Source organism: Pseudoalteromonas sp. S1608, assembly GCF_005887265.1.
In the GTDB taxonomy this organism is placed as follows: domain Bacteria; phylum Pseudomonadota; class Gammaproteobacteria; order Enterobacterales; family Alteromonadaceae; genus Pseudoalteromonas; species Pseudoalteromonas undina.
Map to the genome: position 1 here is coordinate 62,731 of NZ_PNDK01000032.1, position 24,827 is coordinate 87,557.

At 38.4% G+C, this 24,827-nt stretch carries 20 protein-coding genes; 4 read left to right on the plus strand and 16 right to left on the minus strand.

The genetic code is table 11. The annotated features are described in order from the left end of the window. Positions 1–48: 48 nt before the first annotated feature. From CWB75_RS13560 to CWB75_RS13595, 7 genes are all read right to left on the minus strand, one after another. Positions 49–795, minus strand: coding sequence for a CPBP family glutamic-type intramembrane protease (locus CWB75_RS13560; protein WP_138570935.1), 747 nt, complete (start codon positions 793–795; stop codon positions 49–51). A gap of 166 nt (positions 796–961) precedes the next feature. After that, entirely contained in the window at positions 962–1,174 is a 213-nt protein-coding gene (locus CWB75_RS13565) for a helix-turn-helix domain-containing protein (protein ID WP_010390771.1), read from the minus strand. Next, positions 1,174–1,731, minus strand: a complete 558-nt coding sequence (locus CWB75_RS13570; RefSeq protein WP_036949813.1) for a DUF2975 domain-containing protein — start codon at positions 1,729–1,731, stop codon at positions 1,174–1,176. Before CWB75_RS13570 ends, CWB75_RS13565 begins: the two co-directional genes overlap by 1 nt. Position 1,732: 1 nt before the next feature. After that, positions 1,733–2,587, minus strand: a complete 855-nt coding sequence (locus tag CWB75_RS13575) for an alpha/beta hydrolase (RefSeq protein ID WP_138570936.1) — start codon at positions 2,585–2,587, stop codon at positions 1,733–1,735. Positions 2,588–3,700: 1,113 nt separating this feature from the next. Further along, the gene (locus tag CWB75_RS13580) at positions 3,701–4,027 is read right to left on the minus strand and encodes a hypothetical protein (RefSeq protein ID WP_028834407.1); all 327 of its coding nucleotides are present in this window, start codon (positions 4,025–4,027) and stop codon (positions 3,701–3,703) included. Positions 4,028–4,923: 896 nt separating this feature from the next. After that, positions 4,924–5,337, minus strand: coding sequence for a hypothetical protein (locus CWB75_RS13590; protein ID WP_138570937.1), 414 nt, complete (start codon positions 5,335–5,337; stop codon positions 4,924–4,926). Between the two features lie 367 nt (positions 5,338–5,704). After that, positions 5,705–6,013 carry a hypothetical protein gene (locus CWB75_RS13595; RefSeq protein ID WP_138570938.1) on the minus strand — a complete coding sequence of 103 codons (309 nt, stop codon included), beginning with the start codon at positions 6,011–6,013 and terminating at the stop codon, positions 5,705–5,707. A gap of 487 nt (positions 6,014–6,500) precedes the next feature. Between CWB75_RS13595 and CWB75_RS13600 the strand changes: the two genes are divergently transcribed. Together CWB75_RS13600 and CWB75_RS13605 are read left to right on the plus strand one after the other, a co-directional pair. After that, entirely contained in the window at positions 6,501–8,006 is a 1,506-nt protein-coding gene (locus CWB75_RS13600) for an HD domain-containing protein (protein ID WP_138570939.1), read from the plus strand. Positions 8,007–8,039: 33 nt separating this feature from the next. After that, positions 8,040–9,392: a B12-binding domain-containing radical SAM protein gene (locus CWB75_RS13605; RefSeq protein WP_138570940.1), complete on the plus strand. Its 1,353-nt coding sequence runs from the start codon at positions 8,040–8,042 to the stop codon at positions 9,390–9,392. 565 nt (positions 9,393–9,957) lie between these two features. On the opposite strand, the gene gcvP is transcribed toward CWB75_RS13605, so the two are convergent. The 4 genes from gcvP to CWB75_RS13625 all read right to left on the minus strand — a co-directional run bounded on the left by gcvP (position 9,958) and on the right by CWB75_RS13625 (position 15,269). Further along, a complete protein-coding gene (gene gcvP, locus CWB75_RS13610) occupies positions 9,958–12,849 on the minus strand; it encodes an aminomethyl-transferring glycine dehydrogenase (RefSeq protein WP_075170439.1) in 2,892 nt (963 codons plus the stop codon). A gap of 152 nt (positions 12,850–13,001) precedes the next feature. Further along, positions 13,002–13,391 (minus strand): glycine cleavage system protein GcvH, encoded by a 390-nt coding sequence (gene gcvH / locus CWB75_RS13615; protein WP_008112430.1) that lies wholly within the window; start codon positions 13,389–13,391, stop codon positions 13,002–13,004. A gap of 76 nt (positions 13,392–13,467) precedes the next feature. Then, on the minus strand, positions 13,468–14,550 hold the full coding sequence (gene gcvT / locus CWB75_RS13620; RefSeq protein ID WP_138570941.1) for a glycine cleavage system aminomethyltransferase GcvT: 1,083 nt from the start codon (positions 14,548–14,550) through the stop codon (positions 13,468–13,470). A gap of 119 nt (positions 14,551–14,669) precedes the next feature. After that, positions 14,670–15,269: a hypothetical protein gene (locus CWB75_RS13625; RefSeq protein ID WP_008465326.1), complete on the minus strand. Its 600-nt coding sequence runs from the start codon at positions 15,267–15,269 to the stop codon at positions 14,670–14,672. Positions 15,270–15,395: 126 nt separating this feature from the next. On the opposite strand from CWB75_RS13625, the gene CWB75_RS13630 reads away from it, so the two are divergent. Both CWB75_RS13630 and CWB75_RS13635 read left to right on the plus strand, forming a co-directional pair. Beyond that, on the plus strand, positions 15,396–16,253 hold the full coding sequence (locus CWB75_RS13630; protein WP_008465324.1) for a LysR family transcriptional regulator: 858 nt from the start codon (positions 15,396–15,398) through the stop codon (positions 16,251–16,253). 243 nt (positions 16,254–16,496) lie between these two features. Continuing rightward, the gene (locus CWB75_RS13635; RefSeq protein ID WP_138570942.1) at positions 16,497–18,653 is read left to right on the plus strand and encodes a TonB-dependent receptor family protein; all 2,157 of its coding nucleotides are present in this window, start codon (positions 16,497–16,499) and stop codon (positions 18,651–18,653) included. An 84-nt stretch (positions 18,654–18,737) separates the two neighbouring features. Here the strand turns inward: CWB75_RS13635 and rlmB are convergent, their stop codons facing one another. The 5 genes from rlmB to CWB75_RS13660 form a co-directional block, all read right to left on the minus strand. Continuing rightward, positions 18,738–19,481 carry a 23S rRNA (guanosine(2251)-2'-O)-methyltransferase RlmB gene (gene rlmB / locus CWB75_RS13640; RefSeq protein ID WP_008112440.1) on the minus strand — a complete coding sequence of 248 codons (744 nt, stop codon included), beginning with the start codon at positions 19,479–19,481 and terminating at the stop codon, positions 18,738–18,740. Further along, positions 19,478–21,937, minus strand: coding sequence for a ribonuclease R (rnr, locus tag CWB75_RS13645; protein WP_055012887.1), 2,460 nt, complete (start codon positions 21,935–21,937; stop codon positions 19,478–19,480). The genes rlmB and rnr overlap by 4 nt, the downstream gene beginning before the upstream one ends. 208 nt (positions 21,938–22,145) lie before the next feature. After that, positions 22,146–22,880: an enoyl-CoA hydratase/isomerase family protein gene (locus tag CWB75_RS13650; protein WP_171039122.1), complete on the minus strand. Its 735-nt coding sequence runs from the start codon at positions 22,878–22,880 to the stop codon at positions 22,146–22,148. Between the two features lie 129 nt (positions 22,881–23,009). Continuing rightward, positions 23,010–23,624, minus strand: coding sequence for a response regulator transcription factor (locus CWB75_RS13655; RefSeq protein ID WP_138570944.1), 615 nt, complete (start codon positions 23,622–23,624; stop codon positions 23,010–23,012). Then, complete coding sequence (locus CWB75_RS13660) at positions 23,621–24,724, minus strand: sensor histidine kinase (RefSeq protein ID WP_138570945.1); 1,104 nt, start codon at positions 24,722–24,724, stop codon at positions 23,621–23,623. Before CWB75_RS13660 ends, CWB75_RS13655 begins: the two co-directional genes overlap by 4 nt. Positions 24,725–24,827: the final 103 nt, after the last annotated feature.

Genomic DNA, 24,827 nt, shown 5'->3' on the forward strand with positions numbered 1-24,827 from the left:
AGGTAAAAACTTACACAAGATTTTACCTCTCTTAAATTAAACTTTTAATTAGATTAGCTGCCCAACAAAGTTAACACTATTATGGGCTAAAATAGGAAACACCAAACTCCCTGTGCGCTCTCTTAGCCAAAGTAAAATAAATCCGTAGCCGCCTGTTAATAAAATAGCGTGGAAAGAAAAGTGCCACTCTCCACCATTAAACATAACCCCATGAACTAGTCCAAATAACACCACTAAGAGCAACCCTGCAGTGTTAATTGACGCACCACCTAAATTATAGCGTTCTGATATGATTGCCAAAGATATACAAAATAAAAGAATCCCTCTAAACATTGGCTCTTCATCAAAGCCAGGCATTGTTGCCTGATAAAGTAAGGTTTCTAAATCATAATTAGGTTCACCACTCCAAAAAAGTGATACAACTATCTGTAAAATGATAAACAAGCACATAACTGTAAAAGCGGGTTTTATAGAACTTTCATTTTGCCTAAAAGTAAAACCAGCATCCGCAATACGAAAGTTAGCTTTAAATTTAACTAAAGCCAATAGTACGACTAACCAAAGGATTATTGCCGCTACTTTTCCAGACCAATTCCACGACATATCAGGAAAAAGCATATCCAAGGGAATAACCTTTCCACCTTTAAACAAAGCAAAAAAGTAGCAAACTAAAATACCTAACGAAATCAAAGACCACATTAGATTTAAATCAACTTTTTTAATTGCTCTTAATATCAAAACTAAAAGTAATATAACGCCGACATTTGCAAATAAACCTATAAATAGATCTTCCATGAATACCTCTTTTTTAAAGGCTATTTCTAGCACTTATTTTATTATTGTTTTAAGTAGTACCGAATACTAATCCTAAATTAGATACTATTAAACAATTAGTTATAAAAGAGGAAAGTGAAACGGGGTCAAACCCTAAAGGGGGCATTTTTACTAGTCAGTATGCGACTTAGTCAATATCAACTTCAAAGCGTAAAATATCACCAGGTTGGCAATCTAAGTATTTGCAAATAGCGTCAAGCGTTGTAAATCGTACAGCCTTTGCACGGCCCGATTTTAATACAGATAAATTTTGTGGGGTAATCCCAATTGCTTCGGCAAGCTCTGCCGACTTCATTTTACGCTTTGCGAGCATCACATCTAAATCAATTATTATTGCCATTAAATTACTAACTCTTGCTCTTGTTGCAGCTGTTGCGCCTGTTTCATTATCCATGCAATAACATAAATAATAAGACCAACTATAAAGCCTATGATATCGGTGTCTTGAATCACTACAGCTCGTTTAAGCTCACTACCTGAGAACATATTGAGCAGTGTTACCAACAACGCGGGATAAAAAGCCACAAATATAAATTGCAGTAATAATAAGCCACCAAGCCATTTAAAGCATTGAATATTCTTTAAGTTAAAAAACAATCCTTTACGGTAAAGCATAAACAAGCGAATTAAAATCAGATTTACAATAATGTATGGCAACATTTGCGGTAACGCTAACCACGTCATTGCATTAAAACTGTTTGCCGTTAATGTGCTTGCAGTACTTTTCCAAGAACCGGTAACTTCAAGCCCTATCCACAAGTGAGTACCGTTAGCTTGAGTAAAGTTTAAAACATCACTGCCATTAAGTAGCAATACAACGGCGGTAATTAATAAAGTAGTTAGGGTCAAAAAAAGTAACGCTAATATTACGTTACTCATCATTACTATTCTTTTCATTTTAAGATTTCTTTGCTTTTAACTGCATTACTAATCGCTGATAATGTAGCTGTAACTTATCACCAGTCAATGCATTACCATGGTGCTTACCCTTTACAATATATAATTGCTTTTGCTTTGAAAGTGCATGTTGGTATAAAGTTTCAGCTAAAGCAGGAGGTGTTTGAGTATCATCTTCTCCGGTAATTATTAAAAGCGGAGCAGTAAATGATTCCACTACCTTTAAATTATCAACCCTAGCTAGCTCATCACTAAAATTAACCTCTACAAATGGCTTTACAAACCAAGGCATACGTTGCGATGTCATTTGCTTTACATTAGTAATACTTCCTTCAAGTACTAGCGCATCCGCGGGCCGCTCGCTTGCAACATACCCTGCAATCATGCTGCCTAAAGAGTGTCCATGTAAAATAGTCGGAGTGCTTTTTAAATCTGTACGGGCTGCAACATAATCATAAACTGACAATGCATCACGCTTTAAGTTTTCAATTGTCGGCGTGCCCTCACTATTACCGTAACCTCGATGATCAACCATTAAAATATTTACATTCATTGGCAGTATTTGCTGTGCAGGTTTACCTCCAGCGGCGCTTACACGAAATTGATTACCACCAAAATAAATAACCGTTGCTTGCGCATCATCAACCTTTATCAAGGTGCCACTCAACGTCACATCGTCAAACCCATTTATAGTTATGTCTTCTGTTGTCGCTGTTTTCTCAATTTTACGTAGCTTTGTAACCTGTACTTTTTGATCTGGGTTCAGAAAATTTGACTCTTCAATCGAAATTGTTGTACATGCAGTTTGCAGTAAAACCAATACTATAGTAGCAAGAGTAAGTAACTCGCGTTTCATTTTAAATTCCTTCTATTAAAAAATCACTATGACACTCAAAAACTAAAAAAACAATTAAAATTATCGTAGAACGATAACTAATTACTGTTTTGTAATATTTAAATGTATTTTCAGCATTCCTTTCTATTATAAGATCTGGCTAAATTAGACCGATGTTTAACTCGGTATTGTGCCGCAATATAAGAATAAGTTCGCGAATAGCGAGGGCACAGCAGCCCCGTTTTAGCTGTCGTCACCACAAAGAAAAAAATTGAATAAGGTTTCTAATTTCTAAAGATGCGAGACGCATTCACATTATCTGTAATAGTAATCTCAAACATCTATTAGGGCCCGCGCGCCAGCAAGCTAAACGCCCACAATAAATAACACATACTCTTGGTTTGTGAACGAGTAAGTATATTTGTGATTTGTTGGGTTTAGTTTCACTCTATCCAACCTACGTTTATATAATTAACATTAATCACTACACACAAAAAAGCCGTTGCATTGCTGCAACGGCTTTTGTAGCTTTAACAAAAATTAGTCTCTGTAGGTCTCAACCGGAGCGTATGTAAACACTAAATTGCAGTAGTCGTACACGTTACAAATACCGATTAGGGTTACTCTCATTTGTTTTTGTGACTAAAGTTTTTTAAGTACTCCATTTGCTTTTTCTGCCGTCTTTTAAGCCTTTTAATAACATTAACACTCACCTTTAAATACTTACTTTTAAAAAGTAGCAATATAAATGAATTAAAAATCATAAATAAAAATTAAAGCTCTAAACCATTAAATAAACGTTCATTTTTTTGCTAAAATATAAACTAGAGACACAGCTATAGAGCACCCAGCAACTAAGCGGTAAACTTTAATAACCCAGCTTCTACCTGTAGATATGAGCGCCCCAAGAAAGATAAACACACATATGCCAATAAAAAAACCGATAACCCTAGGCCCAAGTTCATTTATAGCATCGTAAGGCCAAAGCATAACTAACATTGTAAATGCTAATGATGAGTAGCTAATAACGCTTGATACAATAGCTAAAGCACAGACTAAACTGTACTTTAATTTTAATATTGAATGACTCTGTAAGCTAGTAGCTCTCATTTCACTGACCATCACCTAAAGCCATTATTCAAATAATACAGATGAAAACATTAATAGTGCGCAAAGCATAAAAATTACAAAATATACTTTAAATAATCTCGAGACGTGAGCTGGTACCTTGTTTCTATCACTTAATAAATTATACCGTTTTGCATACCAATCAAATAAAAATACACTGCCATAATGAAGTAAACCATGAAGCGCCATAAAAATATTTAGGGAATAGTAGCGATTTCCATGCTCTAAAATATCTTCAACCGTTCTGAGCTTTTTTGCTTTTAAATAAAAAGCTAAAGGTAAAAGAATGATAAAAATAACACTTAAGCCAACACCAAAAAATATCAAATCCATTATTTAATCAACAAAAAAGAAAGCAGTTAATCTAAACAAAAATATGCCATAAGGCATGCTAATAAAAACATAGAGCTAAATGTTATGAATAAAATATAATAAAGCTTAAACCACATCTGCAAATTTTTGGGTACTTTTTCCCTCTCCTCTATTACCTTATAACGTCTAGCATAGCAATCGAATAGAAATATAGAACCATAGTGCAATGCTCCGCTACCAGCAGTTATGATATTTAATGAGTAAAACCGATTTCCATCATCTAGAACATCCTCTACCAACCGTGTTTTTTTTATCTTTTATAGCTATTAAAATTGGTAATATTATAAAAAAGAAAAGACCCGCAGATGTAAGAAACAGAGTTAAAAACCACAACTTAATAGGCTCCATTACTTTTCAATAACCTCATATATTAACTCGCCTGCAACCCCTCCAGAATAACCTCCAGCTTCGCTTGCCTCAACCCTATCAACGCAATTCCAACATACCCGCCTTTTCAGGTTTTTGGCCATGTTGGCTACAGTTTTATAGTCTTGAAATTAGTAACGGGGATTTCGATTAGCAGGTGGTTGTGACTGCTCATTAAACAGGACAATATACATAAATATTAAACGTAGGCTTGCTCAATATAATGTAAAAAAGACTTAAAGCAGTCACCATTCAAAAAGGTGTTTTGCATGCCCTCTTACGCAATTCATTAAATAATAAAATGCATTCATAGACTCAATACGCAGAGATCTAGATACATTAATTCACCAACAATGGTAACTATAAATCTAGGCCTTTTATGTCTAAAACCAGAAGTATGACCCTTTGGTTTTTAAAGCCAATCGAAAATAAAACCTTAAAAAATATTCTAAATTAATTTGTAATGTAGTTTTATTAAATTTGTTTTTTATTTAAAGATACTGCTTTTCCTTTGTACATGTAAGCTTAGGTAATGGAAGTTTACTCACTTTGTCTGAGCATAACTTATTTAAAAAATTGACTGCAAAGCGTTCGCACCTTGACAATGTATACAACTCATATTCCTCAGTAACACCAAGCGCAGATTGATAACTCAACTGATCAAAGTATTCATTAGTGCCTAAAGCAATAACATCTTTCTCTGTCTCTCCAGATGAATGATAGATTTTACCTAGTAAATCATTGGTAAAATCAACAATGGTATTACTTTCAGACAAGTCATTTTTAAGTGAGCAAACACTAAGATAGGGTGTAGCTTTACCTACATCAAAATATAAATCATTTCCTGTAGCAAGATGACTAAAAAATATGGCGCTTAGTAAACAAAAAAGCTTAATTAACCTCACTATGCATTTCTCCATACCTTAAGCAAACCATATATATTACTCCAATATATAATAAACAAGCCTATAGATTGAATCGAACCGGAAAACTCAGTGCCAATAGTTATCATAGCTAATGTTAATATCGTTAGTAAACTTGAAAAAACAAATGATATTTTTAACAAATCCTTATTAGAATAGCCATTAGCTTTCTTTTGAGTCATATTATGTCGAGCAAAAAGATTAATACATACTAAGCAAAATATTACTACGCAGCCTTTTAATATCATTTAAATATCTTCCAGTTTAATTAAACCTCTCAAGATTAACTCCTTTTTTGCAGCCGCTTCATTTTTGCTTGAACAGTAATACAAAAAAGTCGAAATAACAGTTAAAAAATTCCATTAGCCATTACAAATATAACTGTATTAATAACAATACTGACCATATAAGCCCCTATAAAAAATGCGGCGAATGCTGAAACGGCCCCACCTCCTGTATATCCGGCTTTAGCTTTTTCTACCATTAAAACATAGATGCTCAGCCCTATACTCACCTTAAACCACAGCCAGTAATCGTTACTAAATAACGGTATTGCTGCAAAAGCAACAATCGGTACTAGTATTTTACCTTCTTCGTTTTTGTGTAAAAAATAAAAAGCCATAACAGCAATATAAAAAAATGGCGTTACATCACTCATATAAACAACTTCCTTGTAAATATAAAATTAAAATAAATAAATTTTAACTATTGTACTTATTAATCAGTACTAAGCACTTAATAAAAATGAGTTTAAATAATAAGAACACTTGGTTTTTGAATAAAAAGTTCAAGGAAACACAGCTGCCTGCTTAACATGAACTTTCTAATGGGAGAGACCTTTAGTTTGCCCCCTTTCGTTCTCAAATTGAGTTAAAAAATATGCAGTTGTATTTTTTAATTGAAAGATAAAAAATACATTGGCCTGCTTAATCTGAAATTTCTAATGGGTAACCCTTTGGTCTTTTTTGGGTAAATCAATATATTTTAAAAATTTAAGCGATAGGTCTAATTGAGTTTATAAAAAGCCTGTGTGATATTGAGCATATGAAAAAGCAGTTCAACAGCTTAAAACTACTAAAAGCTAAATTGATAGATCAGAAATACAAGACCTGACTCTATTTATAATAATTAAAAAAGGTATAGATATGGATTTTGATACACAGCTAGTAAGTAAAATTCTTGACCCCATTCACGGAATAATAAGATTAACTGATTTGGAGGTGAAGTGTATAGACCATCCTTTATTTCAACGCTTGCGGACTATTAAGCAAAATACATTTTTATATAAAGTATTCCCTTCAGCTATGCATACACGATTTGAACACTCTCTAGGTGTTATGAATTTATCTTATGAGATACTTAAACATTTACAACTAAACTCTTATCGCTTTGCTAAAAAGAATATAAATAAACATTTATTCACATATATGGGAAAGTTACCCAATATAAACATCCAAGAATTAAGACTGGCTGCATTATTTCATGATATTGGTCATGGACCAATGTCACATCAATTTGATTCATTTCTACCTTCAAAAACATACCTAAAAAAGCATATAGGCTCAAAGTTCCCTGAATTATTTAACATGATCAAAGGAGAAAAGGTTGAGCATGAACATATTTCACTGATTTTTGTAAGGGCTATTTATGATAGTCTCAACACTGAAGATAAAGAAAAAATTGATATCAATAATGTAATGAAAATTATTGAAAGCAATTACTCAGATAAGTCTATATTTACAAAAATTGATGATAAAAAAATAGATATCTTACCGATGTTAACATCAATCATTTCTTCATGCCCTATCGATGCCGACAGAATGGACTATTTACAAAGAGACGGGTATTTTTCTGGCGTTAAGTGCGGTGTTTATGACTTCAACAGATTATTTATGTCCATTGTTCCAGTTGTAGATCATAATAAATTATATTTAGCATATACAGAGAGTTGTATTGATTCAATTGCTGAATTTATTAATGCTAGAGCAAATCTATTTAGTCAGGTTTATTATCACAAAACAAATAGGGCTTTCTCATCAATGATGGGAGCTATCTGCAATATCGCATCTAGTGGAAATGCACAAAATATTTTTTGTTTCAATGAATCAGCTAATCCTGATGAAGAAAATAAAATTTCTCTTATTCAGAAGTTTTATTTGAAAAACTCTGATAGCTACTTTTTAAATGAACAATTAAAAACACTCCTAGCTAAAAGTGAAAAGCCTGAGATCGGCCTCAAAATTTTAAATGATTTAAATAGTAGAAAACCATGGGTTAAAAAATACGAAGCTAAAGTTTTCCCTCCAAACAAATCAATCACAGATAACATAGATAAGGAATTTCGCGAAAATATAGAGAATAAAATCTCAGCAATAATTTGTAATGTTGTTAGTAATGAGTATTTCACTGTAGATGTAATGACAGACAATGCATTTAAAGATATCGATAAAACTGAAATAAAGTTATTAACTAAGACTTTCGCTGGTAATTATAACTTAAAAAGATTCGATGAATGTGGCGATAAGTTAAACAGATATCAATCAATAAAGTATTTTATTCGTGTTTTTATTGCTCCTGAATTTTCAGAATGTCTAACTGATAATGTTTTGGAAGAAATTGAAAGTTGCAAGAATGAATTACTGAAACTGTAATTACTAATATCTAAACTAATAAGGAAGTTACAGTTGAGTAAAATATTTTGCATAAGTGCTGGTCAGCTTATAACGAAAAAAACGGACCATATTATTCATAGAAAAAATAGATATTTAAACTATGGATTGCTGTCTTTAGCTACTGTTTTAAAAAACAATGGATTTGAATCAATACAAATACAAGGTGGATTTGATGATCCAAATGATACTTTTAACACTTCAGTATCATTGGGGTTATTAGCTTCTGAGTACCCTATTTTAATCTCAATACCTAGTTTTTATGCTGTTAGTTGGGTGAATAGTTTTATTAATTTAGTTAAAAAGGCTTTACCTCAAAAAAAAATAATTATTGGTGGTCGATGGGTAATAGATGATGAAGTTACTTTAATGAAAGAGCTTATACCTCTTGCTGATATTATTTTTCCTGGTACAGCTGAAGAACATATTTTAAAGCTTATTACAAATAACCCATTAAAGTCGACGAGAGAAAATGCTATTAATCAATTAGATTACTCCTTACTACATGAACGACATTTATTTCAGCCAAATTTAGAGGTTTCAAGAGGGTGCGGTATGGGCTGTAACTTTTGTCAAGAGAAAGATGAAAAGCTAACAGTTCTAAAATCCCCTAAACTAATAGTATCTGAATCGCATAAAACCATTTTGGTTGATAACCTAACTCCCATGAACCTGTATTTTGAAGCATCGCTATTTGCTTCGAAAGAAGAGTGGATTGACGAATTAATAAAGCACCGCCAGCAAACCAAACAAAGCTTTAAGTGGAGAACAGAGGCTCGTGTTGATAGCATCAAAGTATCTCATCTCAAAAAACTAAAGTTAGCAGGTTTAGAGATCATAGATTTAGGTTTAGAAAGTGCGAATTTCAACCAACTTATAAATATGAACAAAACTAAAAAACCTGAGAAATACCTCTCACAAGCATCTAGGTTAATTGAAGAAGCATATAAAAATAATATTAAAGTAAAAGTTAATATTTTATTGTTTGCAGGTGAAAATGAAGAATCGATTGCTTCCACTATAAGCTGGCTCGATAAGCATCAAGATGCAATTACTGGTGTTTCTGTAGGCCCTGTTATAGTATTCGGTTGGCAAACTAAGATAGAAGCATATCTTAATGAATTGAGTCTTTTAGGGGCTTCAGTAAGTCACCAACCGATAACAGGAATTACTCATTTAGATTTAAGCTCGACTATTAACTATAAATCATCTATTGATATTTCAAAATATATTGGACAAAGATATACGACTTCTGAAGATTATTTTTATTTGAAATCTTTTTCGTATTTTGCAAGGGACTACACATTTGAACAATTTAACTTAGATTGCAAAGGAATTGAAGATCAACTTAATTTTAGACTAGTTTAAATTACTAAACACCAATCTAACGTTTAACACCCCTCCCCGTCATCACGCCCTGAAAATAAGCAATTGATGAGTAATGCATTTCATGGATGAAATGAAAGCCATGCTTGCACATGGATGTGCTTTCATGGCGTTTACGTTCACATCAATTGTGTTTTGAAGGAAATAGCGTGATGCTCGGGTGCGCTGGGAGAGTCCAGAGAGGGGTCAGCGGCAGCCCCTCTTTGGCTGCCGTCGCCAGCGCGACAAAACCTTGAATAAGGTTTCTAATTTCTAGAAGCACGAAACGCATCAACTTTACCTGTAATAGTAATTTCAAGCATCTACTCAGGCTAAGGCAGCGCGTAAGCAAGCTGTGCGCCTACAATAAATAACACACACTCTTGGTTTTTGAGCTAGTAAGTATATTTGTGATTTGTTGGGTTTCGTTTCACTCTACCCAACCTACCCCATATAATTTATGGCGAATCACCTCACACAAAAAAGCCGTTGCATTGCTGCAACGGCTTTTATAATTTCAATAAATCCCACTCCACAGTGGAACTTACTATCCTTTAAAGTTCAAAAATTAGTCGCGATAAGTCTCAATCGGAGGACATGCACATACTAAATTACGGTCGCCGTATACGTCATCGATACGTGTAACCGTTGGCCAGAACTTATCTTTAGCAACCGCTGGTACTGGGAATGCAGCGTAAAAACGGTCATACGCACGGTCCCATTCATTACCTAACACATCAGCTTGTGTGTGTGGTGCAAATACCAGAGGGTTGTTTTCGATAGACCATTCACCAGAAATGATTTTATCAATTTCACCTTTAATCGACACCATCGCTTCGATAAAGCGGTCAATCTCGCCCTTAGACTCAGATTCAGTTGGCTCAATCATTAATGTGCCCGCTACAGGGAACGACATTGTTGGTGAGTGGAAACCATAATCTTGTAAGCGCTTAGCAACGTCCATTTCAGTAATGCCTGAGGCTTCTTTTAATGGGCGTAGGTCAATAATACATTCGTGAGCAACGCGATTATTACGGCCACGGTATAAAATTGGGAAGTGCTTGCTTAGCTCATTGCTTAAGTAGTTAGCATTTACAATCGCCATTTCTGTCGCTTGTTTTAAGCCTTCAGAGCCCATCATGGCAATGTAAGCCCATGAAATAGGTAAAATAGCTGCAGAGCCGTAAGGCGCTGCCGATACTGCACCATTTCCTTCATTAGTACCTGGTACGTTAATTACGCTGTGGTTTGGCATAAATGGCGCAAGGTGCGATTTAACACCAATTGGGCCAACACCTGGGCCGCCGCCACCGTGTGGAATACAGAAGGTTTTATGTAAGTTTAAGTGCGACACATCTGAGCCAATAAAGCCTGGGCTAGTAACGCCTACTTGGGCGTTCATGTTTGCGCCATCCATGTAAACTTGGCCACCATGCTGGTGAACAATTTCACATAACTCACGAATCGTTTCTTCGTATACACCGTGGGTAGATGGGTACGTTACCATGGCACATGATAGATTTTCAGAGACTTCTTCAGCTTTCGCTTTTAGGTCTTCCATGTCGATGTTGCCGTTTTTATCACAGTTAACAACCACAATTTTCATGCTGGCCATTTGTGCCGACGCTGGGTTAGTACCGTGCGCAGAACTTGGGATTAAACATACGTTACGGTGCGCGTCCCCTCGAGACTCGTGATATTTACGAATGGCGATTAAGCCTGCGTATTCACCTTGTGCACCTGAGTTTGGTTGCAATGAAACCGCATCGTAACCGGTAATATTAACTAACCAATCGTGTAGTTCGTTAATCATTACTTGGTAACCTTCTGCTTGGTCTAGCGGGCAGAATGGGTGAAGGTTTGCAAATTCAGGCCATGTAATTGGGATCATTTCAGCGGTCGCGTTTAGTTTCATGGTACATGAACCTAACGAGATCATAGAATGATTAAGCGCTAAATCTTTGTTTTCAAGGCGCTTAATATAACGAAGCATGTCTGTTTCGCTGTGGTAGCTGTTAAAGTTTGGATGCGTTAGAATTTCATCATCACGCACTAGGCTTGCAGGAATAGACTCGCTGCCATTTGCTTCAACATCAGCGGCAATCGCATCTACACTTAGGCCATGGCCTTCGCCTAAAATAATATCAAATAACTCAGCAACGTCTGCACGGGTTGTGGTTTCTGATACTGAAATTGAATATTCACCCGCATGGTTAGTAGCAAAGTTAACACCTTTAGCTACAGCACGCGCAATCACGTCGGCTTTGTTTTCATCAACCACTGTTAATGTGTCAAACCAAGTAGTGTGCTTAAGTGCCACACCTTTTGCTTTTAAGCCAGTTGCTAAAATATCAGCAAAACGGTGAATGCGTTGTGCAATGGTTTTTAAGCCTTGCGGGCCATGGTATACCGCGTAAAACGCAGCCATGTTCGCTAGCAATACTTGCGCAGTACAAATGTTTGAATTGGCTTTGTCGCGGCGAATGTGTTGCTCGCGGGTTTGCATTGCCATACGTAATGCATCATTACCTAAACGGTCTTTTGATACACCAATAATACGACCTGGTAATGAACGTTTGTACGCATCACGTGTTGCAAAAAATGCTGCATGAGGACCGCCGTAACCCATAGGTACGCCAAAACGCTGTGCTGAACCCAGTACTACGTCGGCGCCTAATTTACCTGGTGCTTTTAATAGTAATAAGCTCATGATATCGGCTGCCACACATGCAATCGCTTTTTTGCTTTGTACGCCAGCTATTAGGTCAGTTATATCAACAATTTCGCCTGATGTTGACGGGTATTGGAATAACGCACCAAAAATATCGTGGTTCACAGCATCGGCGGCTTTACCTACAATAATTTCAAAACCAAATTGCTCTGCACGGGTGCTCACTACGTCAATCGTTTGCGTGTGTACGTCGTCAGCAATAAAGAACGCATTGGCTTTTTTAGCTTTAGATACACGTTTTGCAAGGCCCATAGCCTCGGCTGCAGCGGTTGATTCGTCAAGCAGTGAGGCACTTGCTAAATCTAGGCCGGTAATATCTAGGGTCATAGTCTGGAAATTTAATAGTGACTCTAAACGCCCTTGTGCAATCTCTGGCTGATACGGTGTGTACGCTGTGTACCAACCCGGGTTTTCAAGTACGTTACGTAAAATTACGTGCGGTACGTGAGTTGGGTGGTAGCCTTGGCCAATATACGATTTGAAAACTTTATTTTTGCTTGCTACTGATTTTAAGTAGCTTAGTGTTTCAACTTCGGTGCGGCTTTCGCCGATATTAAGACCTTGCTCAAGACGAATACCAGCAGGTACAGTTTGACCGATCAGCTCTTCAACGCTCGATACTTCAAGAGCGCTAAGCATGTCGTTTACTTGCGCTGGGCTTGGCCCAATATGGCGGCGAATAAAATCTTGCTTTTGCTCTAATTGTTCAAGAGATTTGGCGTTTGACATGTGTCCAGATTCCTATGATCCAAATACTAATGGGTAACTAGTATTGATTAAAATATGTGATGATTTAGCAGCCTACTTTGTATGGAAAAATAAGCGCTTTAATCATAAAAGCCCCAATGTTTTAACATAGAGGGGCTTTTATTAATTAACGATTAGTCTTCGTCAATTGTATGCGCGTAACCTTCAGCGTCTAATAAGTTATCTAACTCAGACTCTTCTGACGCTTTAATACGGAATAACCAACCGTCGCCGTATGCGTCGTTGTTTACTGTTTCAGGCGCATCTTCTAGCTCTTCGTTAATGGCAACAATTTCACCACTGATTGGCGCGTAAATGTCTGATGCCGCTTTTACTGACTCTGCTACTGCACAGTCTTCGCCTGCATCTACTTCGTCGCCTACTTCTGGTAATTCAACAAATACCATGTCGCCAAGCAGTTCTTGTGCATGCTCAGAAATACCAACAGTGTAAGTGCCGTCGCCTTCGTTACGAACCCACTCATGTGAAGGTGCGTATTTTAACTCGCTAGGGATATTGCTCATTTTTTTCATCCTTTGGTTTAGATTGGGAGAATACCAATAAATGAGGGTGACCTATTTATTGGTATAACCAAATTATTTAGATTATTGATTTACCGTTACGTACAAAGCCCGACTTAACTACTTTTACGTTAACTAATTTTTTACGCATTTCTACTTGAGCTGTGTCGCCGGTTGAACGTGGTACACGTGCTAATGCAACACTATAGCCCAATGTTGGTGAGAATGTGCCAGATGTAATAACACCTTCGCCACCATCAACAATTACTTTAGAACCACTGCGTAGTACGCCTTTTTCTTCAAGAATAAGACCTACTTGCTTGTGAGTACTTTTTTCTGCACGTTGTTTTACCAAAACATCACGACCAATAAAGTCACGATCTTCTGGCTCCCATGCAATAGTCCATGCCATGTTAGCTGCCAGTGGTGATACGCTTTCGTCCATATCTAGGCCGTAAAGGTTCATACCTGCTTCTAAACGTAGTGTGTCGCGCGCGCCTAAGCCCGCAGGCGCTACACCGGCATCAAGCAGTTGCTGCCATAAATCGGCTGCTTGCTCGTTTGGTACTACAATTTCGTAACCGTCTTCGCCAGTATAACCTGTTGTAGCAATAAATAAATCACCGGCTTGAACACCAAAAAATGGCTTCATGCCTTCTACTGCAGCTTGCTGGTCTGCGTTTAATACCTGGGCTGTTTTAGCACGTGCATTAGGGCCTTGAACCGCAATCATGGCGTATTCTGGGCGCTCAGTAACCGTTACAGCAAAATCGCTCGATACCTTAGCTAAATGTGCTAAATCTTTTTCACGGGTCGCTGAGTTAACCACTAAGCGATAAAATGTTTCGCTAAAGTAGTAAATAATTAAGTCGTCGATTACGCCGCCTTGCTCGTTAAGCATGCCAGTGTAAAGCGCTTTACCTGGTACGGTTAACTTAGCAACATCGTTAGCTACTAGCTTGCGTAAAAACGCTTGTGCTTGTTCACCTTGTATATCAACAATGGTCATGTGCGACACGTCAAACATACCCGCATCGTTACGTACGGCGTTGTGTTCTTCTATTTGTGAGCCGTAGTTAATTGGCATTTCCCAGCCATGAAAATCAACCATTTTTGCGCCGGCTTCAATGTGCTTTGCATGTAATACTGTTTTAGAAGTCATAATATTCCTTCACTTTTAAATTAACCCATGTGTGTGGGCGTGGCCTCAATTAAATGAGGGGGAATAACATGGTAGCCATTAATAAGCCTACCAAATTGTAATCTTTAACTTTTTACCCGTTAGGCCGCTTGCGTGTTGGTAACACTAAAGCCCTGTTGCTGCATATACTGTTGCCACTTATCAAGCGTGGCTGTTTTAGCAATAACAATAAACTGCTGTTCGTTGTTTTGATCTACTGCAGTAACAAACACGTCTCCACTTTGCGCGCCATAGCAAAGCTGCGCGTCAGCAAGGCGTAACCCTGGGGTTAGTTTAAATGCCTCAACTAAGGTATCAAATGCATTGTCGCCTTTTAAAGTAAAGGTCGCTAAGTCGGTGCGTACCACAAAGTCGATATCGTATCTAAGCTGCTGCTCGTTAATGAGCGCTTGTAATTGCAGGCTAGCATTAACTGGAAGTACAAATCGAAAGGCGGTTTCGCTAAAGTAGTAAACGGCGTAGCTAAAATCAGAATTTAAATCGCCATCCAGTGTGCCTTTAAAGCCAAAGCCACTAGCGGTAAGTTTGGTGAGGTCATGACCTAAAATAGCACTTAAAAATACCGATGCTTCACTACCACTAAAGTCAATAACAACGTGACTGCTATCGGCTTGTAAGGCATTAATAACCGCGCTGTTAGCGTTGCTATGGCGGGCAAACATAATCGGGTTAAAAGTCATAACAAATACCTATCAATCTTTAATAGCAAAAGTATATTGCGCAAGCCTTACAACAACAAATTGTAATTACTTATCAATTGATAAATAATACTTATATATATAGCCATATAAATAGTAATTTTAAATATGAAAAATATTTCAACCGACAGTTTACGAACTTTTGTTATGGTGGTTGAGGTTGGTGGATTTGCCAAAGCTGGCGATTTACTTGGCCTTTCGCAACCAGCAGTGAGCTTACAAGTAAAACGTTTAGAAGACTTACTCGGCTATAAATTATTTAAAAAGCAGGGACAACGACAAGTACTCAACCAATATGGTGAGTTATTGCTGCCGATGGCAAAACAAATGGTGCAGCATAACGATGCCATTTTGCAGTTGTTCACCTCAGAAAGTGTAACCGGTAAAGTGCGCTTAGGGATCCCTAGCGAATTTGCCGCGCGTATTTTGCCCTCCATTATTGGCGATTTTGTGGCGCTCTACCCTGAGGTATCGCTTGAAGTAAAATCACGCTTAAGTAAACACCTACTCTCTGATGAGCGCCAAGATCAATTTGATTTAGTGTTAGCGCTTAACGAGCAACTAGACTCAGAAAAATTCCCTATTTTTATTCAAGACCAATTAGTGTGGGTGGGCGACCTATCACTGGCACAAAATGAAACGGTAACCTTAGTGACCGCGCCTGAGGGCTGTATTTACCGACGCAGAGCAACTCAGGCGCTTGAAAAAGCAGGCATTAAATATCGTATTGTTTACAGTAATGCCGATTTAACCGGTTTAATTGCCGCATTAAAAGAAGGCTTAGGCATAACAGTGCTCGCAAAAAGTACCGTACCTAACGATTTAGCCTATCACTTACACACTAAACATTTACCTGCGCTTGGTAGCATAGGTATTAGTTTAGTAAAAACCGCCAGCGAACCTGAAAACGCGGTATTTAAACTCGCCGAATTTATTAAGCTGCGCTTGGGCTATCCCACTGCTTAAATAACCTGAACTCTGGATAATAAATCTATCCCACACAGAGTTCAGGCTAAATTAACCGCCACCAGCCAATACATTATCCTAGTTTTATAAGATTAGAATAAACACTTAGTTAAAAATGTTATAAAAATAGCGTATTTTTACGGCAAATGTAAATATAACTAAAACTTAATAATATTGATTCTCATTCGTTAACATGTTTAAATTACGCCAATTTTAGTAGTTGAACTATTTTTAGGGTAATCAATGTCACATAAATTTTTAGTTTCCTCGTTAACTGCAGCCGTAGCGCTGTCTTTAAGTGCTACAGCAATGGCAAAAGATGCCGGCGGCGTTGAACGCAACTTTGAACAAATTACCGTTATTGGCTCACAAGCAGCAATTAACGATATTCCAGGATCGGCTACATTTATCTCTGATGAAGAATTGCAAAAATTCGAATTTACCGATATTTCTCGCGTATTAGCATCTGTACCAGGTGTATACGTTCAAGAAGAAGATGGCTATGGTCTGCGTCCTAACATTGGTATGCGTGGCACAGGTACTGGCCGTAACGATAAAATTTCAGTAATGGAAGACGGCGTACTCGTTGCACCGGCTCCTTATTCTGCACCATCGGCTTATTACTTCCCAACTATGGGTCGTATGGAGTCTATTGAAGTATTAAAAGGTGCTGCCTCTGTTAAATATGGCCCGCGCACTACCGGTGGTGTATTAAATTTACTTTCTCGCAGCTTACCAACTGAAGCAAATAGCTCTATGGGTATGGTTGACGCGGCACTTGGTAGCGATGGTTACTATAAAGGTCACGCTTACTTCGCTAAAGAAAAAAATAACACAGCGGGCTTAATTGAAGTGTTTTCTTACGGCGCTGATGGTTTTAAAGAATTACCAGTAGGCGATGACAACACTGGTTTTGAAAAAAATGACGTACTGGTAAAATTTGGCCATACCTTTGGTGAAAACGATGCCCACAACATTGAGTTTAAAGCTAAGTACTCTGAAGAAACATCAGACGAAACGTACATGGGCTTAACTAACGCCGATTACCAAGAAAATCCTAACCGTCGTTATGCGGCATCGCAAAATGATGAGATGAACACCCGTCATAATGCATACCAAGTAAACTATGCATACCGCTTTGATGAAGGTTACGAATTTTTAGCAACCGCTTACTTAAATGACTTCCACCGTAACTGGTACAAAGCCAGTAAAGTAAGCGAAAGCTACCTTGAGCAATACAGTGAATTTGAAGCAAACCCAACGGCTGAAGGCATCGAAAACATAGGTGTTAAAGCTAATAACCGCGACTACCAAGCCAAAGGCGTGCAGTCTGAATTACACATTCCAGCGGGCGATCACTACATTACGGTTGGCGTACGTTACCACGAAGACGAAATGGATCGTTTCCAGTGGGAAGACAAATACACGCTTAATCAAGATTTAAGCATGACTCTTACTTCGCAAGGCGCACCTGGCTCTAATAGCAATCGCTTAGACAGCGCAAAAGCAAGCACCCTATTTATTCAAGACGAATGGACAATGGATGCATTAGTAGTGAGTGCAGGTCTGCGTTATGAAGACATTACTATTACCCGTGAAGAATGGGCTAAATCAGATCCAACTCGTAGCCAAGGCTTAACGAAAGATATTTCAAACGATACTGAAATTTTAGTACCGTCTTTAGGTGCTACTTACACACTTAACGACAACGTAACGTTACTTGCCGGTATTCAAAAAGGTTATGCACCCGCAGCGCCAGGCAATGCTGACCAAGACGAAGAAGAAAGCGTCAACATTGAGTTTGGTTCTCGTTTTAATGCAAACGGCTTTAACGGTGAAGTGATTGCATTCTACTCTGATTACGACAACATGCATGGTAACTGTACCGCATCAGTAGGTTGTAACGACGACAACATTGGCGACCAATACAACTACGGTGAAGTAGAAGTATCAGGCTTTGAATTTAGCGCTGGTCGTACGTTTAATACTGCATCAGTAGCGTTCCCAGTTAAACTGACTTACACCTACACTGATTCAGAGTTTAAAAACACATTTGATTCAGAAATTTGGGGCTCTGTAGAAAAAGGCGATGCAATGCCTTACGTACCAGAAAACCAAGTTGCTTTATCATTTGGTGCCGAAGTGAATAACTTTGTTGTTAACAGCCAAATACGTTACGTATCGGATGCACATGCTGACCTTTCTGACTCAGGCTTAAATGCGATTGATAGCCGTGTTGTATGGGATTTAGCTGCTAAGTACTTAATTGATGAAAATCAAAAAGTATACCTAAGCGTTGATAACCTGTTTGATAAAACCTACATTGCTAACCGCGCAAATGGCGGTATTCAACCTGGTAAGCCACGCTCAGTACAAATGGGTTACTCTTACAGCTTTTAATAAAGCGCTAACTTAAAAGTACAAAAAAGCCGAGATTGATGTAATCAATCTCGGCTTTTTAATGCCTATGTGATTCGCTTAGGCTTAATTTGTTTCTGCGCGCTGGCGTAACACTTCAAATAAACAAATGCCGGTTGCTACCGATACATTTAAACTTGAAACCGTGCCTGCCATTGGGATTTTAACGAGCACATCACAATGCTCACGCGTTAAGCGGCGCATGCCCTCGCCTTCAGCACCCATCACAATCGCCATTGGGCCTGTTAAGCTGGCATCAAATACATGTGTGTCGGTTTCACCGGCAGTACCTACAACCCAAACGCCCGCATCTTTTATTTCACGCAATGTACGTGCAAGGTTAGTTACCTGAATAAGCGGTACCGTTTCTGCTGCGCCACAGGCTACTTTACGTGCTGTGCCATTAAGCTTTGCTGATTTGTCTTTAGGAACAATCACCGCATGTACACCCGCTGCATCGGCACTACGTAAGCAAGCGCCTAAATTATGCGGATCGGTAATGCCATCAAGTACCAGTAAAAATGGCGTGTCTTCGCGTTCAATGATCTCATCGAGATCTTTTTCATTAAACACTCGCGCCGCTTTTACGTTGGCAATAATGCCTTGATGCTGTTCATCTTTCGCTTTGTTATCAAGCGCTTTTCGTTGCATAAACTGTACTGAAATACCAAACTGACGCGCTTGCTCAATCACAGGCGATAAACGCTTATCATCGCGTCCCTTAAGGGCATATATTTCTATAAAGCGCTCTGGCTCTTTTGCTAAAATTGCTTCAACAGAGTGAAAGCCAAAAATTAATTCATTACTCACGAATTGTTTGCTCCTGGGCTACTACGTTTACGGGCATTTTTACCTGGTCTTTTAGGCTTTTTGACCGCTTTCTTTTTGGTTTTTTTCTTCGCGGTGGTGTCATCCGCTGTTACTTTAGATTTACCCGCTGCTTTAGTTTTACTTGCAGGCTTTTTTCCACCTTTTGGTTTTTTACTGTCGCTTGCTGACTTTTTACCCGGTATTTTACCGGCTTTAAGTTGCGAGCGAACACTTGCTGGGGCATTCTTTTTTGGCGCACGACGACGCGCATAACGATCTTGAGCCACATCGCCTTTAAGCGTTAAGTTAATTCGGCGATCATCTAAGCTTACCGAGGCAACTTGTACAGTTACTTTATCGCCTAAACGATAAACCGTATGTGTGTGTTCACCCACCAAGCAATGTTTAGCCGCATCATGTTGGAAGTATTCATCACCTAAATTGGTAACATGAATTAATCCATCAATTTGCAAATCATCTAAACGAATAAATAAACCAAAATTAGTAACCGATGAAATAACCCCGTTAAACTCCGTGCCTACATGATCTTGCATGTATTCACATTTTAGCCAATCGGCTACTTCACGGGTGGCATCATCTGCGCGGCGCTCAGTGGTAGAACACTGCTCACCAAGTTGATCGACTTCATCATCGCTGTAGGCATATTCACCTGACGTTTGTTGGCCTTGCGCTTTTAACACCGCTTTAATTGCACGGTGTACCACTAAATCGGGGTAACGGCGAATTGGCGAGGTAAAATGCGCATAAGCTGATAATGCTAAACCAAAGTGACCTATGTTATCTGGCTGATATACCGCTTGCTTCATTGAGCGCAGTAGCATAGTTTGAATAAGTTCAGCTTCAGGACGATCCCCTAAACGAGCCAATACATGAGTGATTTCTTTCGGGGTGGGTTCATCGCTTAGCGTGCTCTCAATACCCAACTCAGTTAAAAACTGAGTAAAGTTACCCAGTTTTTCGCTATCAGGTTCATCATGCACCCTAAATAACGCACTTGCTTCGTGTTTCTCAAGTAATTTAGCCGCCGATACATTGGCTAAAATCATACATTCTTCAATCAGCTTGTGCGCATCGTTACGAATAACTGGCACAATAGATTCTATTTTACGCTGTGCGTTAAATACAAAACGGGTTTCGAGTGTTTCAAATTCAATTGCACCACGCTCTTGGCGTGCTGCTTTTAATGCCATGTACATTTGCTGTAAGTCAGTTAAATGTGGCACTACAGCTGCGTATTCTTTACGGAGCTTTTCGTCATTTTGTAAAATGGCATTTACTTTGGTGTAGGTTAAACGAGCATGCGAATTCATTAGTGCTTCGTAAAACTTATAGCCCGACAGCTTACCCTCTTGCGATACGGTCATTTCTGCAACCATACACAGGCGATCAACCTCAGGGTTAAGCGAACACAAACCGTTAGACAATACTTTTGGCAGCATTGGAATAACTTGCTCAGGGAAATACACTGAATTACCGCGCTCTATCGCTTCTTTGTTAAGCGGCGTGTTCATACCTACATAATGGGATACATCGGCAATGGCTACCCATAAACGCCAGCCACCTGATTTTTTAGGTTCACAATAAACAGCGTCATCAAAGTCGCGAGCGTCTTCGCCATCAATAGTGACAAGTGGTAAGCCGCGTAAATCAACACGGCCTTGCTTATCGGCTTCTTCAACAAATTCACCTAAGTGGGCAACTTGCTGCTCAACTTCTTCAGGCCACACATGCGGAATATCGTGATTACGCAGCGCAACTTCAATTTCCATACCCGGCGCTAAATGCTCGCCCAGTACGTCAATCACTTTACCTACCGCATTCATATTACGGCTTGGATTTTGAGTTATTTGCACTTGCACCATTTGGTTGTGGCGTGCGCCTTTTTCGTTACCCGGTAAAATAATAATATCTTGGGTAATGCGCGGATCTTCAGCAACCACAACGGCAATACCATGCTCAACAAAATAGCGGCCAACAATAGGCGCTCGCTCATTAGTAAGCACTTTAATAATACGGGCATCGCATTTTGAGCCTGAACCACGCTTAGTGCCTTTCGCAAGAACAATGTCGCCATGTAGCACCATATTCATTTGATGCTTAGCAATAAACCAGTCTTTGCTCTCGCCTTCAACTTCTAAAAAGCCAAAACCGTCTCTGTGACCGACAACTTTGCCTTTGGTTAAACCGGCTTCGTCAATCAGGGCATAACATTTAAATTTATTAAAATACAATTGCCCGTCGCGCTCCATGGCACGAAGTCGGCGCTTAAATGCTATTTGTCGTTCTTCATCGTTGACCGCGAGTTCTTCGCATAGTTGCGTGTAATTAGCAGGTTTTGAACGCTCTTGAAGGTGAGTAAGTATAAACTCACGACTAGGGACTGGGTTTTCGTACTTTTCTTGTTCTCGACTGAGATTTGGATCTTGGTTTGACATTCACTATCTTGTTAGTTGGTTATGTAAGCATTTTAACTCATATACTCGAAATGAGACAGGTAAAAGCCATTAAACTTTTAATAAAGCGTTATTAGCTTTTGCATTTTGTAGCAATGTAGCTAAATAACACTTAACACCTACTTAATTAATGCACATGAAAGTGAGTAAATTAACTGTAGTTATGTTTACTCACTTTTATAAAAACAGCTTACTTTTGCTGTAGTTTCTTCCACAATAGCGTGCTGATGTTTTCAATAAAAGCCGAGTCTTGTGCAGCCATAACATCGAGTATTGGTTTGTTCATTTGGGTTTTGTTTTGAGCGTATATCCAACGATTTTTATTAAAGCTTTGCGCAAACTCTAACACACCCGCTTGCAAGGCTTGCTCATCAGCAAAAATTGCTTCTACCACATTTTGTTGTAACAATTTTTGCGCATCAACACGCTCGCCAGTCATAGCTAAGCGGTTAAAAAATTGCGGATTAATCGCTTTATTAATAATCGGAAACATAGACGGTACAAACGGTACCAGTACATCAACTTCAGGAAAGCAGAAAAAGCCTTTGTCAGATTTCATAAACCGAAAATCACAGGCACATGCCAACACCGAGCCATTACCATAAGTGTGACCGTTTAATGCAGCAATGATAGGTATAGGAAACGTCACTATGCGTTTAAATAACTGCCCTATCGAATCCATAAAATCGGCAATAACTGTAGGCGTGTTATCTGAACTTGCCATCCACTGTAAATCTATTCCCAATGACCAGCTTTTATCGCTGCTTGAGGTTAATACTACGGCGTTAATATCGCCATTGGCTTCTATGCTATCTAAGTGTTGATTAAGTTCAGCTATAAAACTAGGGTTATGGCGGTTTTCAGCGGTATTCATGGTAAGTATTGCCACGCTTTGCTCAGTGGTAATCTTTATTAATGCGGTCATTCGAGCCTCTTTGAGTGCATTTAGCTGCGCTTTTAGCACTTTTCGTTACTTTTATAGTTATGCAATGAATAGTAATACGTTGTATAAAATTTATAAAGTGCCTATTTTTGTAATCATCAAAGAAGCTATTTATAACCACCCCTTTTGCCGAGCGATACGCGCTGCATCTATTCTGTTTGTGGCATTGAGCTTTGCAATCGCATCAGATAAATAATTACGCGTTGTCCCTTCACTTATATAGAGCTGCTTAGCTATTTCGCTGGTTTTTAAGCCATCACTTGCAAGCTTTAAAGCTTTACGCTCTTTATCTGTGAGTGGGTCGGCATCGTCTAGGGCATTAATGGCAAGTTCTGGGTCAATCACCTTTTGCCCTTGCATTACTTTTTTTAACGCGTTTATTAGCTCTTCGCTGGGTGCTTCTTTTAAAATAAAACCTTTCACACCCACATTCAAAGAGCGCCTAATATAACCAGCACGTGAAAAAGTGGTCATAATTACCATATTAATTGCAGGATATTTAGCGGCTATTTGCTCACTAAGCTCAATGCCATTCATGCTTGGCATTTCTATATCCGTTAAAATGATATCTGGATGTAAGTCTTTACTAAGCGCGCTGATTTCATTTAACGCATCTCGCCCATTACATGCTTGACCAATTACCTCAATGTTAAAGTCAAGGCTTAATAAAGCGGCAACTGCGTCGCGCACCAGCGCTTGATCTTCAACTAAATATACTTTGATCATTTTAAATCCTCAGCACTTAATGGCAGTACAACGTTTAAAGTATATGTATCGCCACAGGTAAATTTTGCACTGCCGTTTAATTGCTCTGCTCGCTCTTTAATGCCATTTAAACCATTTCCCGCTTTTAATGTGGTGCATGGCGCGTTATCAATAACGGCAATAAGTAATTGCCGCTTTGTTTGTTCTATATTAATAGAACCGATTTTTGTGCTGCTATGGCGTAATAAATTAGTCACTGACTCTTTAATAATAAGACTCGCAATGCCCTCAACCTTGGCAGGTAACGTCGCTAAATTAACGTTAAATTTTATGTTAAAGCCTTGCTCTTTGAGTGTTTGTTTTAGCTGTGCTATTTGGCTGTTTAAGTTGAGCTGCTTTAAATTACTTACCGCGTTTCGTACATCACTCAGTAACTGTCTTGCAAGATCTGCTACTTGGGCTATTTCGTTATTAGCCTGCGCGTATCGTTCACCTTGATTTAGTTTATTCGCCAGTTCAGCTTTTAAAGCTATTGATGACAGTGAGTGACCTAAAATATCATGTAAATCTCGAGCTATGCGTTCACGCTCAGCAATGGCTGCTAGTTGCTCCAATTGCTTTGCGCTTTCTTGTTCGCGCTTTTTATGTTCGCGCTCTCTTTTTGCTGCAACCCCATAGCTAAATAAGGCGGCACATAATATTAATGCCACAGCCAAAAAGTACTGAAGCTTTCCTATATCGCTTAAATACGAACTTGTAAAAAGCGCGACTATAATAGCTAATGCGGCATAATACCGCTGCTTTTGGGCATAACTATACCCTGCCACATAGGCAACAAAACCATACAAAGTAGGTGTGCCAGAGGTAAAAAAAGTGGCGCTAAAACAAATGGCGAGCAAGGCTAAAAATAAGGGGGTAATTTTTGTGTTATTGCAGTTAATTGCTTTTATGTACAAAATAATAAAAGCAATATAAAAAGCTAAACATAGGCTCATTTGGCTTTTTGTAAATTGATCAAAATTAATAATTAATGGCAATAAATAAAAGCCGGTAAAAATTAAATGGCCATACTTCCAAAACGTTTTATCCGTTTGTTGAGAAAAGCTACTTAGCGAACTCATACTAATACCTCTGGCCTATTGTTTTTGTTCATAGCACTATTTTTATTAATAAATATTAATAACATAAAAATGAATGCGAACATAAAACAATCTTCATAAGTTG

Bases quoted from the DNA above. Each gene is read 5' to 3' on its own strand.
- CWB75_RS13560 (WP_138570935.1), bottom strand. From the start codon at position 795: ATGGAAGATCTATTTATAGGTTTATTTGCAAATGTCGGCGTTATATTA.
- CWB75_RS13565 (WP_010390771.1), bottom strand. From the start codon at position 1,174: ATGGCAATAATAATTGATTTAGATGTGATGCTCGCAAAGCGTAAAATG.
- CWB75_RS13570 (WP_036949813.1), bottom strand. From the start codon at position 1,731: ATGAAAAGAATAGTAATGATGAGTAACGTAATATTAGCGTTACTTTTT.
- CWB75_RS13575 (WP_138570936.1), bottom strand. From the start codon at position 2,587: ATGAAACGCGAGTTACTTACTCTTGCTACTATAGTATTGGTTTTACTG.
- CWB75_RS13580 (WP_028834407.1), bottom strand. From the start codon at position 4,027: ATGGATTTGATATTTTTTGGTGTTGGCTTAAGTGTTATTTTTATCATT.
- CWB75_RS13595 (WP_138570938.1), bottom strand. From the start codon at position 6,013: ATGAGTGATGTAACGCCATTTTTTTATATTGCTGTTATGGCTTTTTAT.
- CWB75_RS13600 (WP_138570939.1), top strand. From the start codon at position 6,501: ATGGATTTTGATACACAGCTAGTAAGTAAAATTCTTGACCCCATTCAC.
- gcvP (WP_075170439.1), bottom strand. From the start codon at position 12,849: ATGTCAAACGCCAAATCTCTTGAACAATTAGAGCAAAAGCAAGATTTT.
- gcvH (WP_008112430.1), bottom strand. From the start codon at position 13,391: ATGAGCAATATCCCTAGCGAGTTAAAATACGCACCTTCACATGAGTGG.
- gcvT (WP_138570941.1), bottom strand. From the start codon at position 14,550: ATGACTTCTAAAACAGTATTACATGCAAAGCACATTGAAGCCGGCGCA.
- CWB75_RS13625 (WP_008465326.1), bottom strand. From the start codon at position 15,269: ATGACTTTTAACCCGATTATGTTTGCCCGCCATAGCAACGCTAACAGC.
- CWB75_RS13630 (WP_008465324.1), top strand. From the start codon at position 15,396: ATGAAAAATATTTCAACCGACAGTTTACGAACTTTTGTTATGGTGGTT.
- CWB75_RS13635 (WP_138570942.1), top strand. From the start codon at position 16,497: ATGTCACATAAATTTTTAGTTTCCTCGTTAACTGCAGCCGTAGCGCTG.
- rnr (WP_055012887.1), bottom strand. From the start codon at position 21,937: ATGTCAAACCAAGATCCAAATCTCAGTCGAGAACAAGAAAAGTACGAA.
- CWB75_RS13650 (WP_171039122.1), bottom strand. From the start codon at position 22,880: ATGACCGCATTAATAAAGATTACCACTGAGCAAAGCGTGGCAATACTT.
- CWB75_RS13655 (WP_138570944.1), bottom strand. From the start codon at position 23,624: ATGATCAAAGTATATTTAGTTGAAGATCAAGCGCTGGTGCGCGACGCA.
- CWB75_RS13660 (WP_138570945.1), bottom strand. From the start codon at position 24,724: ATGAGTTCGCTAAGTAGCTTTTCTCAACAAACGGATAAAACGTTTTGG.